We start from the raw sequence: 13567 nt of genomic DNA, 5'->3' as shown, positions 1-13567 counted from the left end.
GGTGGGACAGCGCGGTATCGTGCTGCTCGACGTGATCGCAGCACTCGCCATCTTCGCCCTGGCGGCCTTCGTCCTGATGCCGCGGCCCCATTCCCGAATCGGAGCTGCCGAGCTTTCTGGCGAAGCGGTTCGCATCAGCGGGGAGTTCCGCAAGGCCAGAGTGAAAGCCGTCGCCACGAGGGGCGTCGCCGACGTCACGGTCGATCCGGGTAGCAAGCGCATCCAGGTGATTGGCGACGATCCGATCTCAATTCGGAACGGGGTAGCGATCAACTGGGTCACATCGGACCAGTGTCCCATCCAAGGCGGAACCAGAACCTTGCGTTTCCTCGCCGACGGACGGTCCTGCGGCGGTGTCATGACACTGTCCGCCAGCGGCCGGGCCATTGAACTGCGCGTCGACTGGTTTACCGGGCGCGTTGAAATGAGTCCTCAATGACAGCACCACACAAACGCGGCTTCACGCTGATCGAGGTTCTGGCCTCGCTGGCAATCGCCTTGCTGCTGATTGTTCCGATCGCGCGCATAATCACCGGCGCCGCGGGTGTATTCGCTGGTCTGGAGCGGTCGGCGGAACGCCGTGTCAACATGCAGGCTGCCATGGCTGTGACTATGACCCTCGACCCGTTGCAAACGGGACAGCGTGAGATCGGAGATTTCACGGTCCTCGTGGAGCCGTACACCTTCGAACGCAGCACTGCACTGAAGAGAGCAGGATGGCAACTCTACTCAGTCACGGTTCGCAGCAACAAAGATACGGGTGAAAACGTGATGCAGACTGTGCGCATTGGCAGGCTGTAATGAGGAGGAAACGCAGGGCTCAAGGCGGTTTCACGCTGATCGAGGCATTGGTTTCGTTGTTGCTCGCTACAATCCTGTTTGGTGGGCTGTCGCTGTACACCGGGACCTGGATGCGCCATTGGCAAGGAATGATCGACCGGGGCGGACGGGAGGATACAGTGGCTGTCATCCTCGACCGGATGGTGGAAGATCTCGAGGCCGCGCAGCCCGCCCATTCTAACCCGGAAGTGGGCACCACCGTAGTCCTATTCACCGGGAGTGCTGAAAAGGTCACCTTCGTGCGTCCGGCCCTCGGCTACCAACTCCGTGCGGGACTTGATGACATAACTTACTCGATGGGACGGGCTGGAACTGACAAGGCCCTCATTCGTGCTCGCCGCGATCATCTGAAGGGCACGGGCGGGGAGGACCTTCCACTCGTGCGCGGCGATCTGAAGCTTTCGTTTAGCTATGCCGGACTGGACGGCGCGTTCAGCCCCGAATGGACAAACGCCTACCGCATTCCGTCACTCGTCCGCATCGAGATATCCGGTAGTTCTCCGCGTTCCTGGAGGCAGTGGGCCTATGCGCGGTTGCGTGTCGAACTGCCTGCGCATTGCGGCGTCGCCGAGGCGCTCTCGCAGTGTCTGCAGCGCTACGGAATGGCGTTCTGAACTCCGCAAAACTGAACCACCGGCGATTGTCGGCAAGAAAATTCTCGTCCGGGCAAAGCAGATATATAACAAACCAGCATCCATAGAGGTGCACCTGACTTGAGAGAAAGTTATACCGAGATCACATCTTATCAGTTGTCGCACGAGCGAATGCTGCAATAGTGCGATAGGCTAAGTCTCTACAGCGATCACCATTGATGCGTTTTGCTGAGTCCGCCCAATCCAAAAACTGAATACGCAAGTCTAAAAAAATTTGAGGAGGAGAACGTAATGACACTAAGCCGACGCTCATTGTTGAAGGCCGGTGCCGGAATCGCCGCTGCGGGGGCGGCCAGCAGTGTTTTGCAGGTGAATATTGGCCATGCCGCGGACCCGCGCGTAGCCGATATCGTCATAATAGGTTGCGGATCGGCGGGCCTCGGCGCCGCAGTTGCCGCTGCAGAGGCGGGCGCATCGGTTATTGTCCTTGAGTCTCAGCCGCACATTGGCGGACGTGGCATCGTAAGCTCAGGCAACATTCCCATCGGAGGCGGAACCCCCGCCCAGATGGCGTCCGGCATCACGGATTCGCCTGAACTCTTGTACAGGGACCTTACCGACTGGTCCATCACCCTGGCGAACGGCGCTACGAGCTACCGCTATAACGATCGCGAGCTCATCCGGGCGTTTGCCGACGTCAATGTCGACCTTTACCACTTTCTAAGCCGCAATGGCGTCAGGTGGACGAAAAACACTGTCGACAATGTTGGCGGCAATGAAGTCGGAAATTCGGTCAACCGCATGATGCATACAGCGATCATGGACTACGCATCGGTCCGGACCGGTTTGCAGGTAGATGCTGACCGGCGGGCGACGACGTCTCAAGGGCCCGGCTTCATACGCCCGCTGGAGGCCGCAGCAAGGGCGCGTGGCGTGAGCATCCTTGTGAATTACAGCTTGGTGTCGCTGCACCGGATGCAAAGTGGCGTGACCGGGGTCGTAGCGTCCCATCAGGGCCGGAACGTTAACATTCAGGCACGCAAGGGCGTCATCATCGCGAGCGGCGGTGGCAACGGAAATGTGGAATACCGCAGACAGTTCGATCCACGGCTCACCGCAGAGTATTGCGGCGTCGCTGGCGAGCCTTATTCTTTTCAGGACGGCAGCGGCATCATTGCCGGGCTGAATGTCGGAGCATCCCTTGCGGGCACGTACAACCAGACCGGAGAGTTCGGCACGAACATCACCAAGCCAACCGCCATCGGGACGCGATACAACTACTCTTTCTTGCAGTGGCAACCCCAGAGCCCTGTCTTCCACCTTGCGAAAGCGTCAGGCCTTTCCGGCGTCAACAACCAGAACGTTATCCATGTTAACATGATCGGGAAGCGTTTCTTCGACGAAATGGGAGGTCAGTTCCCGACAAACAGCGCTGGCTCAGTCAACCCGTACACTCACGGCAACTACCTGAACGCCAAGAATATCACATGGAACCCACAAAACTGGGTTAACGCTGCTTTGGCCGGAATCGGCGACGGCCACAATGGTGGTGGACCGATCTGGGCGATCTTCGATGCAGATGCCGTAGCCCGACAGAGATGGACTGTGGCCCCCCCCTTCGTCGATCCCGATGGATTCTTCTTCCAGGCAAACACGCTGGAAGAACTCGCACAGAAAATCATCATGACGCATCAGCGGGTTCCCATGCCGGCAAGCAACTTGGTCGCCACGGTAGCGCGATACAATAGCTTTGTTGACTCCGGTGTCGACTCCGACTTTGGCAAACAGAGGCCCCAGTACAAGATTCAAAAAGCGCCCTTCTATGCCGCCTGGTCAACGCCGGTAATCCACGACGCCCGGTCAGGCCTGCGCATCAACGGCAACAGCCAGGTCCTCGACTATGCCGGTCAGGTAATTCCCGGCCTCTACGCCGCCGGCGAAGCTGCTGGCGGGTTCAGTCAGCACGGGAACGCCCGTGCTCTCACACAGGGCATCATCGCAGCGAGACACGCAGCGCTCCGTCCGCGATAACCGAAGAACAGTCCTCATTAAAAAAAGTCCCGCCGCATCTCACTATGCGGCGGGACTTTTCGTTGTTCGGACTCGAGGGCGTTGTTTCCAGCACAGGTAATCATAGACAAACTATCAGCGTTGCTCGATAACGCGGTCATGATAACCGCCTCACCTGAGCCTCCATGATGCAGCTGATTGGGGCAATGGCAATAGACGCTGGTATAGAACGCCAAGCGGCCTAGCTGCCGGCCACATGGCCACTTCCGACGCTTTTTTTCAGGACGGCAGATAAAGTGCGGACCGGCAGTCGCGCCGACCCGATGCTCAGGATTGCCGATGGACCAATTCTTCGATCAGCAGTTTGGTAGCGGGCGTAACCGGTGCCCCCTTACGGGTTACGAGCTCATAGGGCTCGCTTCGTGACGTCAGGGCCAGCGGCAGGATGCACGCCATCTGCCGGGGCGCGAAGAACTGTGCAACTTCGATCGACACCAGGGCTACGAAAGACGGATTGGCCTGCAGCAGCGCCAGCGTCGCAAAAGCGGAAGTCGTCTCGAGCAGGTGCTGCGGGAACCGGATTCCGCAATCGAGGTATTCTCGTTCGAGCAGGAGCCGCATCGGCATGTTTGCGCGGTACACCACCCATCGGTATGGTGCCAGCTCCTGCAGGGTGAGAGTCTGCGCGTGCCGCAGAGGATGGTCGACGTTCGCGATCACTGCGAGCGTTTCATCCTGGAGCCTCACGCTGTCATAGACCTGCGGCTCTTGGCTGATGGTTGTGCGGCAGATCGCCAGGTCGAGCAGACCGTCGTCGAGCTGGGCCAGTAGGGCGGCGCTGGTGTCCTCGACGATCTCGACAGACAGGTCGGCCTGTCGCGCAACGAGCGCGGAGATGGCATCGGTGAGCAGCGGTACCGCACCCATGATCACGCCGGCGGCCACCCGCCCGCCATGGCCTCGCATGATGCCGACGATCTCGTCGCGCAGGTGCGATAGATCCGTCTGGATCCGGCGCGCATAACGGATCACGCAGTGGCCGACGGCATTGGGCTCCAGGCCGCGATTTGTGCGAACGAATAGCGGCGTGCCGAACGTCGTCTCGATTTCGTGCAGTGCTTTGCTCGCACCCGGTTGCGTCAACGCGACCTGCTGCGAGGCCTTCAGGAGTGAGCCGTGCTCGCCCAGCGCGATCAGGAGCCGCAGCTGTTTCAGGTGAAGCCTGGAAATGATCGAGTGAAGCGGTGGGGTCATGCCTGGAATGTATAAATCCTATACAAAGATCATTGGCGGTCCTCCGCCAGTTTCGGTTCCGCCCTAAAGAGAGATAGCGGCCGCTACGATAGGCCTTCACAACCATAAGTTATAGAGCCCTATTTATGTAAACTGCTCTATTCAGATCGCGCTATAGCAATGCCGACATATTAAGAACTTCTTTCTCGAAAATCTTCAGATCTGCCCATTCACTCCAGCATTACAGTGATTGGTTTTGAACGCTTTTTGAGCTTCATACACTTGTCGTTTCTCATCTCGAAACGGCTCGTATATCGTACCTATAGAAGGGTTTTGCCGCGCGAGATTATGCTAGGATACGCCGTTTGTAAAACGCCAAAAGAATGATGCTGCTGATGCAGAAGCAATAGGCGAGGCAGCCCTGCGACCAACAATGCGTTTTGTTGCTGTCAAAAGCCAGAAGAGCAAAGCTTCAGCGATTGTCTTCCGGGCACGGGATCTTCGGGTGCGACAGCGTACTCAAATCATCAATACTGTGGGAGGGCATGCATTCTTCCTTTGTGAGAAAAAGAAAAATGCACCCACAACGTCGCGATGAACTCATCTCGGTTGACGCCGTTCCCATGTTGATTGTCGCTCTACAAGAGAAAACGATATACAGGATGGCACTTTAGGGGAAATGCGTTCCCTTGAAATCGCACATACTCAATGCCTCGCATCAATCTGCAATCCACACAGGTCTTCGTATACAGTAGAATATCTGAAAAGTTTGCGACATAACCTTAAAATGTCAATCATTTGATATCGCGCAAGATTCGTGTGATTTCATCCTGTGCCGAATTGGTGTGGCCCCGGCTCTGCACAAGTAGGTTCAAGCTTGTCAAGCATTGCCTCTTTTACCCGCAGGAGGCCTCAAAAAAATCTAGAACTTTACGACAGAAGCTGGTTGACAAAAAACCTCCACTCGGCGACCATTGAATGGGCAATTAGCCCACATTGTGGATGGCTTTCATGGAGTCGCTTGGGGAAGCGACCTATTGCGCCCTATAACAAGGGAGGTGGAATGGATGTCTGCGGCTTTTATCACTTTCAACCGCTCATTCAGACTTTGTCGCGATTTATCCCGCACGCTCCTGTTTATTCGAACATTTGTCCCCATCGGGAATAACGGCAAATGGCACTAACCTGCTTTAAAGGCAATACGATATCTTGGGAGCTGAAATGCATATTATCAATTACCTGACAACCATCCACTTTGGTGCGGGTCCAATTGCATCTCTGGCACAGATATTAAGTGAAATCGGCATTTCGAAACCTTTAATCGTCAGCGATCACGGTGTTGAGGCTGCGGGCTTGTTCAATGGGGAAGGTCTGCAAATCATTGCCGTTGCGCCAGCTTTTCTCGATGTGCCTACCAATCACACCGAAACCCGCGTCCAGGAGGCTCTCCCAGTTGGTGCGCATGACTGTAGAGGTATGTTGGCCATCAATAGCGGCTCGCCAATTGATCTTGCTAAAGTGTGGCAATTCTGGCGACCCACGATAGATGGACCCGATTGCGAAACTTGAAGACACTACGCGAGCGTTCTTATAGCTCGCGTTAACGGACTCCGATTTTGTAACCGTAACTAGAGGACTTCGATAGGTGGTGTGAGGCGAAAGAGTACAGTTTCGGTGGAGGACCGAAGAGCCTGACAACACGAACATAGATGTAAATTTAATTTTGGAACTGGGAGGAACAACATGAAGTTCGCAAAGAGTCTCATTGCAGCAATTCTGCTTTCAACGACAGCTGGCGCCGCTTGGGCAGAATATCCTGACCGCCCCCTCACCCTGATGGTGGCATGGGGAGCGGGCGGCGGAACCGATGCAGTTGCGCGCGTTATCGCCGTCGGACTGGAAAAAGAGCTTGGGCAATCCGTGAGCGTTGTGAATCGCACTGGCGGCTCAGGCGTTGTTGGACATTCGGCGATGGCCGATGCCGCACCGGATGGCTATACGCTTGGTCTGGCCACGACGGAAGTCAATCTCATGCATTGGCTCGGGCTTACCAAAATTAACTACAAAATGTACACTCCCTTGGCCCTGATGAACCAGGATCCTGCCGGTGTGCAGGTGGCAGCCGATTCCAAATATCAGAACGTAGGAGAACTGCTTGAAGCGATTAAATCCTCGCCCCCCGGCACTTTCCGGGCAACTGGTAGCGGCCAAGGTTCGAGCTGGCACGTTGCAATCGCCGGACTTTTGGACGCTGAAGGCATCGACGCCTCCACCGTTACATGGGTTCCAAGCGATGGCGCTGCGAGCGGACTTCAGGAATTGCTTTCCGGAGGCACGGAAATCGTGCCCTCGTCACTGGTTGAAGCCCGCGCGTTGATTGATGCTAATCGTGTCAAATCGCTCGCCTATATGAGTAAGGAACGCTCCAAACTTTTTCCTGACGTGCCAACCCTCAAAGAGGAAACAGGCTCTGACTGGGAGTTCGGCGCATGGCGCGGGATCGTCGGTCCCAGCGGGATGCCCGATGATGTGAAAGAACGCCTGATTACCGCGCTTGAGAACGTTTTCAAGAGCGATGAATATATTAAGTTCCTTTCCGCACAGGGGTTCGGCGCGAATTTCCTCCCCGGTGAGGAGTTTGGTAACTTTATGGCGACCAATGACGTCAACTTCGGCGAAACGATGAAGGCAATCGGCTTGGCTAAATAACCATTTCGGCGATCGGACAGGCGGGAAATCACCCCTGCTTACGAAACGGAACAACAGGTGCTCTCAATGCGATTTAGTGACACCACGCTCGGAGCAGTTTTTCTGCTCTTAGGCGTTTTACTCGCCTGGTACGCTTGGCAACTGCCCGCCATTCCAGGTCAGCAATACGGCGCTGCCACATTCCCGCTCCTTATAGGTGCAGGCTTTGTCGCCTGCTCGGTTCGGCTCCTCTACGAGGGAATACGGCAAGGCCGTCAGCCATGGCTATCCATGTCTGACCAGATCAAAAACCCACGGGCGCTGGCGGGTGTAGCCGCGACGTCTCTGCTCGTGGTTTTTTACATCCTGTTTGCACAGTCCCTTGGTTTTATTCCAACCGCTTTCATCGTCACCTTCGCGATGTTTTTGATCCTGAAAGTTAACATCGTAAAAGCTGCGTTGCTCGCAATTCTAGCCGCGTTCGCCTGCGATTTCATTTTCAGAACAATGCTGCTCGTGCCCTTGCCGTTAGGCATCGTCCCAAGACTACCTTGGTAGGAGACAGAAATGGAAGTTATCCTTCAAGCCTTCGGTCTGGTTGCCACGAGCAACGTTATCCTCACGATCATCGCAGCGTCCCTGTTTGGTCTCTTTGTGGGAGCCGTGCCCGGTCTGACTGCAACAATGGCTACTGCGCTGCTTGTTCCGCTTACCTTCTTCATGGAACCCGTCGCGGCAGTCGGAGCCATCGTTGCGTGTTCTGCAATGGCTATTTTTGCAGGCGATGTACCGGGCGCATTGCTACGCATTCCGGGCACGCCTGCCTCTGCTGCCTATGTCGAGGACACTTTTAAACTAACCCAGAAGGGCAAGGCGGAGCTAGGTTTGGGTGCCTGCGTTCTGTTCTCTGCCCTTGGGGGTCTTTTCGGATCCATAGTCCTGATGTTTGCGGCCCCCTCGCTCGCAGAAATCGCGATCAAATTTTCATCTCCGGAATATTTCTGGATAGCCCTTTTAGGGCTGACATGCGCGGTATTTATGGGCGATTCGAGCCCAGCAAAAGGACTTCTCAGTCTTTTCATCGGCCTATCGATCGCCTCTGTCGGCCTGAATAATCCGGCGGGCGTTCCACGGCTTACATTCGGCTCCACGGAAATGTTGGCTGGGATTGATTTCATTCCAGTCATGATCGGCATCTTCGCTATATCGGAAGTTTTGCGAACCGTATTAAGCGGCGGCAAAGGCTGGGATAGAGCTCCTAGCGCGGTCGGTAATATCTTCAAAGACTGGGGCTATATGCTCAAAACTTATTGGAAGCAGGCTCTGCGTGGAAATGTCACAGGAACCGCTGTCGGGATTCTCCCGGGCGCAGGCGCCGATGTTGCGGCCTATGTCAGCTATGCCGTGAGCCGTCGCTTCTCCAAAACACCAAAAAAATATGGAACGGGACATGTTGAAGGTGTCGTCGAGGCATCTTCCGCCAATAATGCATCCCTTTCAAGTGCGTGGGTACCAGCTCTGGTTTTCGGCATACCAGGCGATACAATTACAGCAATTGTCATCGGAGTTCTTTACGTCAAGGGTATGAACCCCGGCCCAACGCTGTTCCTTTTTAATCCGCAGACAATCTACGCCGTCTTTCTTGTCTTCATCTTCGCCAATTTGATTATGATACCGCTTGGCTGGGGGCTGATAAAGTTCTCGAAGAATATTCTGCGGGTCTCAAAGGGCGTGCTCATGCCGCTCATATTGATCTTCTGCATCGTGGGCGCATTTGCTTCAAACAATGCAGTTTATGGCGTGACAATTATGCTCATCTTCGGTGTGGTTGGATATCTGATGGAGGAAAATGGAATGCCTATTGCTCCATGTGTCTTGGGGATTGTTATCGGCCCAATCCTTGAGAAAAGCATGATCACAACTCTAATCAAGTCTCACGGTAATCTGATGGATTTCATCAACCGTCCGATTGCGTTGGGCATATTCGTGGTCTTCTGCCTGATATGGATTTCAATTGGTTATTCCTGGGTCAAGCCGCAGCGCAAAACAGCACAACTTGCGACAAAGGAGTGAGCGAAGCGGTGCTGTCACATTGTTTGAAGGAGGCGCGTGCCGAAGCGGGCCAGTGGATTTGACGCAAGCTCATGCGTTGTGACGTTCCATTCAGCGATCGCGTTTATGCGATGCGCCCGGATTAAGCCCCCTGAACGGTTGGAACTGGCTTGGACAAAATGGTTTCGGGTGGCTGAAAAGATTGATACCAAATACTGCAATATTCCAATGGAGCGAAAGCCTTGTCGAGTCCGCTCTCGCTTCCGAAACGGCAGATGCGATTTCTCACCCCGATTGCTCAAGCCTTTATGCTGACGATGATCACAAACAGTGACGCCAATCTCACGATTTGCAGCACCGTAAGAGGGATCTGCTTCAAATTTTTCATCAACGAATGTAATGATAACATTCTGGCTTTTTGAGAGCTGAAGAATTTCGATGTTCAAAGGGCGCCATTTTGATAAGTCCGTCATTCTTTTATTCGTGCGTTGAGATCTTTCTTACGATTTGAGCCTGGTAATCTGAAGGAGATGATGGCGGAACTCGGTATCGAACTGGACCATTCAACGGTGCATCGCTGGGTCATCTGTTTCAGTTCAACACTACTTGAGCGCTTCAATCACAGGAAGCGCCAGGTCACACGTAAATGGAACGTTAATGAAACCTTTATTAAGGTCAAAGGTGAGTGGCTGTACTCGTATCACATGATCGGAAGCAATGGCGATAAGGTTGAGTTCTGTTTCAGCAGAGATCGCGATTTGAACGCTGCCAAGCGCTTTCTGCGCAAGGCGTTTGCCAAACACGGCGGGGCGGAGCGAATTGTGATCGACGACAGTCAGACCAACAGAACAGCTATCATGCAATTTGATACAGAGAACCGGCTGAAGCAGCCCGGTGACCCCATCACGATCCTCTCGAGTAAATATATGAACAACTTCATTGAGCAGGATCATCGGCGTGTCAAACGCCGTATCCGATCCATCCTCGGCTTCAAGTCTGAGGCTGCAGCCAGCATTACGCTTTCTGGCATCGAACTCATTCATATGATGCGAAAGCAGCAAGGCGTCTTGGACTCCGCGACACCACTTTCAATCAAACACCAATTCACGGTCCTTAAAGCATAGTTGCGCTCAGAGTTGGGGTCAGGCCCCATTGATTCACCACGCTGATTGTGATTCGGATGGGCTCGAAGGAGCATGAATGAAGAGTGATTTTTTTGGCTGTCAGACGAGCAAATGGCGCGTCTTCAGCCGTATTTTCCCAATAGCCATGGCCGTCCTCGCGTTGATGATCGGTGCGTTCTGAGCGGCATCATCTTCGTCAATCGCAATGGGCTCAGATGGCGCGATGCGCCGAAGGAATATGACCCCTCAAAGACACTTTATAATCGCTGGAAACGCTGGGGCGACAAGGGCATCTTCCTGCGGGTGATGGAAGGTCTGGCAGTGCCTCAGGCTCCAGAGCGCAAGACGATCATGATCGATGCGACCTATCTCAAGGCCCACCGCACGGCTTCCAGCCTGCGAGTAAAAAAGGGGGCGCGAAACGCCTGATTGGACACACCAAGGGCGGTATGAACACCAAGCTTTATGCCGTAACGGATGCCAACGGTCGCCCGATTAGCTTCTTCATAACGGCAGGTCAGGTCAGCAATTATACAGGTGCAGCTGCCTTGCTTGACGAACGTCCCAAGGCTCAATGGCTGCTGATTGACCGTAGCTATGATGCCGACTGGTTTCACGATGCCCTAAAAGAAGAGGGTATCACTCCATGCATCCCGGGCAGGAAATCCCCAAACAAGGCCATTAAATACGACAAACGCCGCTATAAACGACGCAATCGCACCGAGATCTGTTCGGTAGCATCAAGGACTGGAGACGCGTCGCTACTCGTTACGACAGATGCCACGTGGTCTTCTCCTCAGCCATAGCACTCGCCGCTACCGTAATATTCTGACTTTGATCAATCAGTCCGGACACTAGGACCGCGTTTCCTATGTGTTTTCAAACTTATATGTAACACGCACAGTTCAGCAACTGTACAAAGCTCTTCAAAGGTGGCTGCGGTTATGTCTGGCAGTCGTTGCACCGATTACCCCGCTCTATCAGGCAGGTATTCCGACCTATGAAAACTATGCGCAGTCTTGCTTGGCCTGAACGGTGTCTCCACGCTTCAACAGCGTATTGGCAATCATTTCTGGGCGGGTAATGGCAGCTGGAACGATGACAAGTATTCGATTTAAGGTAAAGGCCTCGTCAGCACCAGTCTTAACAACTTCGACGACAGCTATTCCGTCAAGGGTCAGGAGGCTTCAGGCGGAAGTGGCAAAGATATTGATAACGAAACCTGAGAGCGGTGCTTGAAGGTTGTACACTCCACAACAAATATTAAGCCATCCCTTCTCGATAAGGAACCTGTCGGCCCGTCCAACATTAATAATTGAGTACGGACAAATAAGGAGGGTAGAAATTGGCTATAACCCGCAAGGAAGAAGATCGAGCGCTGAATGCTGATGAACGTGAGATTGTAAACCAAACCCGGCATCCTGTGATTCAAGACATTCCCGATGCTGATCTTCTCGTGCTTCAGCGCCGTTTACGTGAACAGAGAAATAAAGCAAGGACCCTTGCTCACCAAAAACGCCGTGAGATGCGGGGTAAGGGCGCAGCCCGTGGCGTATCTCCGTCACAAGCGTATGAAGGTTCAAAACTAAAGTTCGGCGTACTCTCCATGGCAATGAAACGTCTGAACGCTGAATCTCAACGGCGTGCGGAGCTGTCCAAAAAGCACAGCCTGGTGGAGAATGCCCAGAAGGCACTTGAACTAAAGAAACAAGCGGAAACGGATAAACTTCCGTTCAATACGCGCCACGCGCACAAAGGTATGAGAAACATCCCGAACGAACGCGCCGAAGACCTGATTAGGCCTATGGAGCGTGGCCGCCTGAAAAAAGCAGCGGGAGTTGCCCAAGCAAAAAGGGACAGCATGTAGCTGGCACCGCGCCGTTTTCGGGACAATAACAAGCCTTCGACTCGGGAGTTTTCTAATTATGGAGTTATTTTGAATGGTGCCCGGAGACGGATTTGAACCGCCGACACGCGGATTTTCAATCCGCTGCTCTACCAACTGAGCTATCCGGGCATCTGGGCGACAAGCTTGCCGCCGGAAGTGCGTGGGTTATAGCATTAAATTTGTCGCTGTCCAGCACCTTAGCGCACTTTTTGCAGGCTTTTCTCGTCATTTCCCTAGTCTACTGATTTAAATAGGGAAATTATGGCTAGCCACCCTAATTACCGCCCTCTTCTTCCTCGTCCAGAGGCTTTCCAGGAATAACATAGCTGCCCGAAAGCCAACGGTTGAGATCAATATTTTTGCAACGCGGTGAGCAGAAGGGATAAGCCTCGCGCACTGAGGGCTTGCCGCATTCCGGGCAAGGCCTCGTGGGACGCAACGGCGTCACGCGCGCACCACTAACAGCCGAAATGTCCTTCTTGGCGTTCATCGTATCGAATTCAAACCTTTCCGCTAGACCAGTTGCCATAAACCGGATAACCGCCATCGGCCAGGAGGCCTACGGTTTCGTGCAAAGGCAGTCCGACAACGCTTGAGTAAGAGCCGACCAGCTTGACGACGAAACTGCCGGCAAGTCCCTGTATGGCATAGCCGCCCGCCTTGCCGCGCCATTCGCCCGAACCAAGGTAAGCATCCATCTGCGCCCGCGACAGGCGCGCGAAACGCAGCCGCGTTTCAACGATGTTCTGGCGCAGATTACCGTTTGGCAAGATCAGGCACACGCCGGTAAAGACCTTGTGTGTACGGCCAGAAAGCAGGCGCAGGCATTCACGCGCTTCATCGCTGATTTCGGCCTTGGGCAGAATACGTCGACCAACCGCCACCACTGTATCCGCAGCAAGCACGAAGGGTTGCGTGAAATGCGCATCCCCCTTGAGACGCTCTAGGGCAGCGAGCGCCTTTTCGCGCGCCAGACGGCGCGCTAAAGAGCGCGGATGCTCGGAACGCTGCGGCGTCTCATCGATATCCGCTGGCTGGATATGATCGGGCGCGATACCGGCCTGCGCCAGAAGCTCTATCCTGCGCGGCGAGCCTGAAGCCAGAACCAGCTTGTTTTGCACGACTGTCGTCAAGGCGTC

At 54.3% G+C, this 13567-nt stretch carries 12 protein-coding genes, 1 tRNA gene and 4 pseudogenes; 12 read left to right on the top strand and 5 right to left on the bottom strand.

Going from position 1 to position 13567, the window contains the following annotated elements; translation table 11 throughout:
- Positions 1–19 precede the first annotated feature (19 nt).
- From AAIB41_RS11240 to AAIB41_RS11225, 4 genes are all read left to right on the top strand, one after another.
- Positions 20–439: a hypothetical protein gene (locus tag AAIB41_RS11240; protein ID WP_343313448.1), complete on the top strand. Its 420-nt coding sequence runs from the start codon at positions 20–22 to the stop codon at positions 437–439.
- Positions 436–801 (top strand): prepilin-type N-terminal cleavage/methylation domain-containing protein, encoded by a 366-nt coding sequence (locus AAIB41_RS11235; protein ID WP_343313447.1) that lies wholly within the window; start codon positions 436–438, stop codon positions 799–801. Before AAIB41_RS11240 ends, AAIB41_RS11235 begins: the two co-directional genes overlap by 4 nt.
- The gene (locus AAIB41_RS11230; RefSeq protein WP_343313446.1) at positions 801–1454 is read left to right on the top strand and encodes a prepilin-type N-terminal cleavage/methylation domain-containing protein; all 654 of its coding nucleotides are present in this window, start codon (positions 801–803) and stop codon (positions 1452–1454) included. The genes AAIB41_RS11235 and AAIB41_RS11230 overlap by 1 nt, the downstream gene beginning before the upstream one ends.
- Before the next feature lie 270 nt (positions 1455–1724).
- Positions 1725–3464 (top strand): FAD-dependent oxidoreductase, encoded by a 1740-nt coding sequence (locus tag AAIB41_RS11225; RefSeq protein ID WP_343313445.1) that lies wholly within the window; start codon positions 1725–1727, stop codon positions 3462–3464.
- A 306-nt stretch (positions 3465–3770) separates the two neighbouring features.
- On the opposite strand, the gene AAIB41_RS11220 is transcribed toward AAIB41_RS11225, so the two are convergent.
- Entirely contained in the window at positions 3771–4697 is a 927-nt protein-coding gene (locus tag AAIB41_RS11220) for a LysR family transcriptional regulator (protein WP_343313444.1), read from the bottom strand.
- Between the two features lie 340 nt (positions 4698–5037).
- Here AAIB41_RS11220 and AAIB41_RS11215 point away from each other — a divergent pair.
- The 5 genes and pseudogenes from AAIB41_RS11215 to AAIB41_RS11195 form a co-directional block, all read left to right on the top strand.
- Positions 5038–5223 (top strand): annotated as a pseudogene (locus AAIB41_RS11215) (IS110 family transposase); the annotation flags it as partial.
- A gap of 674 nt (positions 5224–5897) precedes the next feature.
- Positions 5898–6245 carry an iron-containing alcohol dehydrogenase gene (locus AAIB41_RS11210; RefSeq protein ID WP_343313442.1) on the top strand — a complete coding sequence of 116 codons (348 nt, stop codon included), beginning with the start codon at positions 5898–5900 and terminating at the stop codon, positions 6243–6245.
- Between the two features lie 174 nt (positions 6246–6419).
- Complete coding sequence (locus tag AAIB41_RS11205) at positions 6420–7385, top strand: tripartite tricarboxylate transporter substrate binding protein (protein WP_343313441.1); 966 nt, start codon at positions 6420–6422, stop codon at positions 7383–7385.
- Positions 7386–7451: 66 nt separating this feature from the next.
- The gene (locus AAIB41_RS11200) at positions 7452–7922 is read left to right on the top strand and encodes a tripartite tricarboxylate transporter TctB family protein (protein ID WP_343313440.1); all 471 of its coding nucleotides are present in this window, start codon (positions 7452–7454) and stop codon (positions 7920–7922) included.
- Positions 7923–7931: 9 nt separating this feature from the next.
- Positions 7932–9437 carry a tripartite tricarboxylate transporter permease gene (locus AAIB41_RS11195; RefSeq protein WP_343313439.1) on the top strand — a complete coding sequence of 502 codons (1506 nt, stop codon included), beginning with the start codon at positions 7932–7934 and terminating at the stop codon, positions 9435–9437.
- A 152-nt stretch (positions 9438–9589) separates the two neighbouring features.
- Here AAIB41_RS11195 and AAIB41_RS11190 read toward each other — a convergent pair.
- Positions 9590–9781, bottom strand: a pseudogene (locus AAIB41_RS11190) (IS6 family transposase); the annotation flags it as partial.
- A 73-nt stretch (positions 9782–9854) separates the two neighbouring features.
- On the opposite strand from AAIB41_RS11190, the pseudogene AAIB41_RS11185 reads away from it, so the two are divergent.
- From AAIB41_RS11185 to AAIB41_RS11175, 3 genes and pseudogenes are all read left to right on the top strand, one after another.
- Positions 9855–10540, top strand: a pseudogene (locus AAIB41_RS11185) (IS6 family transposase).
- A 111-nt stretch (positions 10541–10651) separates the two neighbouring features.
- Positions 10652–11372, top strand: a pseudogene (locus AAIB41_RS11180) (IS5 family transposase).
- Positions 11373–11885: 513 nt separating this feature from the next.
- Positions 11886–12407 carry a hypothetical protein gene (locus tag AAIB41_RS11175; protein ID WP_343313438.1) on the top strand — a complete coding sequence of 174 codons (522 nt, stop codon included), beginning with the start codon at positions 11886–11888 and terminating at the stop codon, positions 12405–12407.
- Positions 12408–12481: 74 nt separating this feature from the next.
- Here AAIB41_RS11175 and AAIB41_RS11170 read toward each other — a convergent pair.
- From AAIB41_RS11170 to AAIB41_RS11160, 3 genes are all read right to left on the bottom strand, one after another.
- Positions 12482–12557 (bottom strand) — tRNA-Phe (locus AAIB41_RS11170).
- Positions 12558–12702: 145 nt separating this feature from the next.
- Complete coding sequence (yacG, locus tag AAIB41_RS11165) at positions 12703–12918, bottom strand: DNA gyrase inhibitor YacG (protein ID WP_343314750.1); 216 nt, start codon at positions 12916–12918, stop codon at positions 12703–12705.
- A gap of 10 nt (positions 12919–12928) precedes the next feature.
- Complete coding sequence (locus AAIB41_RS11160) at positions 12929–13561, bottom strand: Maf-like protein (RefSeq protein WP_343313437.1); 633 nt, start codon at positions 13559–13561, stop codon at positions 12929–12931.
- Between the last annotated feature and the right edge of the window lie 6 nt (positions 13562–13567).

The sequence above is a fragment of the Brucella sp. BE17 genome (assembly GCF_039545455.1).
GTDB lineage: Bacteria > Pseudomonadota > Alphaproteobacteria > Rhizobiales > Rhizobiaceae > Brucella.
Note: the sequence above shows the minus strand (reverse complement) of the source record. Positions and strands in the feature narration are given on the sequence as shown.

Bases quoted from the DNA above. Each gene is read 5' to 3' on its own strand.
- AAIB41_RS11205 (WP_343313441.1), top strand. From the start codon at position 6,420: ATGAAGTTCGCAAAGAGTCTCATTGCAGCAATTCTGCTTTCAACGACA.
- AAIB41_RS11225 (WP_343313445.1), top strand. From the start codon at position 1,725: ATGACACTAAGCCGACGCTCATTGTTGAAGGCCGGTGCCGGAATCGCC.
- AAIB41_RS11200 (WP_343313440.1), top strand. From the start codon at position 7,452: ATGCGATTTAGTGACACCACGCTCGGAGCAGTTTTTCTGCTCTTAGGC.
- AAIB41_RS11230 (WP_343313446.1), top strand. From the start codon at position 801: ATGAGGAGGAAACGCAGGGCTCAAGGCGGTTTCACGCTGATCGAGGCA.
- AAIB41_RS11195 (WP_343313439.1), top strand. From the start codon at position 7,932: ATGGAAGTTATCCTTCAAGCCTTCGGTCTGGTTGCCACGAGCAACGTT.
- AAIB41_RS11235 (WP_343313447.1), top strand. From the start codon at position 436: ATGACAGCACCACACAAACGCGGCTTCACGCTGATCGAGGTTCTGGCC.
- AAIB41_RS11220 (WP_343313444.1), bottom strand. From the start codon at position 4,697: ATGACCCCACCGCTTCACTCGATCATTTCCAGGCTTCACCTGAAACAG.
- yacG (WP_343314750.1), bottom strand. From the start codon at position 12,918: ATGAACGCCAAGAAGGACATTTCGGCTGTTAGTGGTGCGCGCGTGACG.
- AAIB41_RS11210 (WP_343313442.1), top strand. From the start codon at position 5,898: ATGCATATTATCAATTACCTGACAACCATCCACTTTGGTGCGGGTCCA.